This is a genomic window from Rhodococcus sp. (in: high G+C Gram-positive bacteria) (assembly GCF_049591685.1).
GTDB lineage: Bacteria > Actinomycetota > Actinomycetes > Mycobacteriales > Mycobacteriaceae > Rhodococcoides.
Window position 1 is genome coordinate 1 of the sequence record NZ_JBAWFH010000152.1, and the last position, 2,778, is coordinate 2,778.

4 protein-coding genes are annotated in these 2,778 nt (G+C 63.7%); 1 reads left to right on the forward strand and 3 read right to left on the reverse strand.

Translation table 11 applies throughout. The features are described from left to right. The coding region (locus WBQ44_RS06450; protein ID WP_495565896.1) for a DUF6188 family protein at positions 1-563 on the reverse strand (563 nt) is incomplete at its 3' end. Positions 564-566: 3 nt separating this feature from the next. Next, on the reverse strand, positions 567-1,337 hold the full coding sequence (locus tag WBQ44_RS06455; RefSeq protein WP_495565897.1) for an LLM class flavin-dependent oxidoreductase: 771 nt from the start codon (positions 1,335-1,337) through the stop codon (positions 567-569). A gap of 80 nt (positions 1,338-1,417) precedes the next feature. Between WBQ44_RS06455 and WBQ44_RS06460 the strand changes: the two genes are divergently transcribed. Next, on the forward strand, positions 1,418-1,999 hold the full coding sequence (locus WBQ44_RS06460; RefSeq protein WP_495565898.1) for a nucleotidyltransferase family protein: 582 nt from the start codon (positions 1,418-1,420) through the stop codon (positions 1,997-1,999). An 11-nt stretch (positions 2,000-2,010) separates the two neighbouring features. Here the strand turns inward: WBQ44_RS06460 and WBQ44_RS06465 are convergent, their stop codons facing one another. Next, a complete protein-coding gene (locus WBQ44_RS06465) occupies positions 2,011-2,586 on the reverse strand; it encodes a TetR/AcrR family transcriptional regulator (protein ID WP_495565899.1) in 576 nt (191 codons plus the stop codon). Between the last annotated feature and the right edge of the window lie 192 nt (positions 2,587-2,778).

The following is a 2,778-nucleotide window of genomic DNA, read 5'->3' on the forward strand; positions in this document are numbered from 1 at the left end:
GAGGACAGCAGAACGCTCGTGGACGCGTCGGATTCACGCGCCGACACCACGCTCTCTCGAAGGATGAGGTAGGCGTCGTTCAGCGGAACAACCATTCGCAGTGCGCTACCGTCCGAGAATTGCACTCCGCCGGTCGCACCCACCGAGATGCGCACGGCAGTAGCACTTTCGGTGATCTTCCCGTCGCCAGTACTGGCTGCGAGGTGCGCAATGGGCGCGTCGACGGTCTCGATGTCGCCACCGGGCAGGCAGATGACCGTCGATCCGTCGTGTGCGGTGTATTCCCACGACTCGACGCTTTCTCTGGGGGCCGCCGACAATGCTGCCTTGCCTGCGACGTGCAGGGTCAGCTCGCCCGATGGTGCGACGTCGACGCCGACGCACACACCGTCGACGTAGGTCGCGAGCGCGCGCAGGCCCTCGAACTGGTTGTCCTCGTCGAACAATGTCTCACCCACCGTCAGCTCACTGAATGCCACCACCGCGCGGTCGTCGAACTCGATTGCCAGATCGAAGTCGAGATGCACAGCGACGATGCGACGAGAAGCTAGATCGAAAGTCATTCCTTAAGAACCGAATTCACTTCGCAGCTGTACCGCGCGTTCGAACAGTCCGGTCAGATCGGTGGTCTCGGCTGCCGGTTCCAACACGATGGTGGTCGCGCCTGCGTCGATCCATCGTCGAAGATGAGCGGCACTAGCCTCGTCGTCGTCGGTACATTCGACGTACACGACGATCTCGTGCTTCGGCGAACCGGCGATGTGGTTGCACGCCACTCGTAGTTGTTCGGGATCGGTGTCGCTGGTCAGGATGGTGCCCGCTGCCAGCTCGCCGCTGAGCGCAAGCGTCTTCGGACCGGTCGCGCCGATCAAGAGCGGAGGAACCTGCGGCGGTGGCCAGTCGAGCCCGACATCGGTGAGGTCGACGTATCGACCATGCACTGTCACCGTGTCGCCGGCGAGCAACGAAGTCAACGCCCCCATCTGTTCTCTGAGCAACGTCATCGGAGACTGCACACGGTTTCCGACCTGCCCCATCCAACTCTGCACCCCGTGGCCGAGGCCGACGCGAAGCCGACCCGGGTGCACTCGGGCGAGCGTCGCGATCTCCATCGCCGTCAGCGCGATGTTTCGCAGCGGCGTGGGCAGGACTCCGATACCGACACACACGCCCCTCGTACTCGCGAGAACCACTGCGGCGGTAGCTATTCCTCCGGAGTAGAAGCAATCTTCCCACAGCCACACCTCGTCGACACCGGCTTCGTCGGCCTCTCGCGCCCTGTCCACGATTGTTTCCGGCGGCAAGTCCGGCCGCAACACCACGCCGATTCGAGTCATTGTCTGCGCTCCTCTGCTCGGTTGCCGAGTCTACGGACCGAGTATCGCCGGCGACGGGCGGACACCATACGATTCGTTTCGTGAACGAGAGCCTCTTCCTCGCGGCCGTGGAAACGAACCCGACCGTCACAGGCATTCTGGACCGCGCACGGAGTCTGGACGTGCCGAATTGGTATCTCACCGCGGGCGGGCTCTTCCAGACGGTGTGGAATCAGGTGTCGGGTAACGCTACTCAGACGGGCATTCGAGACTACGACTTCTTCTACTTCGACGATTCGGACCTTTCCTACGACGCCGAGGACCGGATCATCCGGCGTGCCGCGCAACTGTTCGAAGATCTGGGCGTCGACGTCGAGGTACGAAATCAGGCTCGCGTCCATCTCTGGTACGAGAAGCACTTCGGCTCGGTAATCCGTCCGTTCACCAGCAGCGAAGACGCCATCGACCACTTCGTCTCCACCACATGCTGTTTCGGGGTGAGGACGGAGCCTGCGGGTACCCGCCGGGTCTATGCCCCGCACGGTTTCGACGACGTCTTCGCGGGCGTGATCAGGCCCAACCCGCTGCTACCGATGCGCCACGTCTACGAGGCGAAAGCAGCTCGATGGACTTCGGTGTGGCCACACCTCACAGTGCTTCCCTGGCCGGCCCCGTCGGCGTAGCTCGAAGCCGTTCACGACCTCGAGACGACCGCGACGATGACCGTTGCCAATTCACTGCGAGCGTCGTCGGCGCTGAGCGCACCCGTCACCGCGGCTTTCGACAGCGCCTCGGCCGCACCGAACAGTGCTGTCATCGACGGGTCGGAAATGTCTCCCGTCTCCGCGTACGGCGCCAGCGCGGCGCTGCACTTCTGCGAGTACGCGAGGTCGGCTTCGCGCTTGACGCGCTCGAGTTCGGGAGACCCCTCGAGCGCCGCGAGAACGCCGGTCAACTCCGGCCCCTGCGACAACGTGCACCCCACATACGAGTTGGCGATGGCGTTGGCCCGTCCGTCCAGGGTCTCGGGGCCCGCGGTGAGGTAGTCGTCCAACATTGCCGACTGCCGCTCGTCGTACTCGGTGAAGAGCGCCGCGAGAAGCGCAGCGCGAGAGGGAAAGTGACTGTAGACCACAGGCTTTGCGACGCCGGCGCGCTCGGCCAACCGACCGAGCGTCAGAGCATCCGCGCCGTCCGCCCGGACCACCGCCCAGGCCACGTCGACGAGTTGGCTGTACCGCTCGGCTTTCGACAACCTCGTTCTCACCATCGAACACACCTCCTTGCGTTATGTACTAATAGTAACCTACGGTTGGTACATACCGTCCGCCCCATCGAAGGGAACCCAATGAACAGTCTCGTCGTCGTAGCCCACGCCGATCCGAATTCGCTCACCCATCACGTCGCCCGCACACTCGCCGACGACCTCAGAGCCGCCGGCGGCGGAGTCGAATTTGCGGAT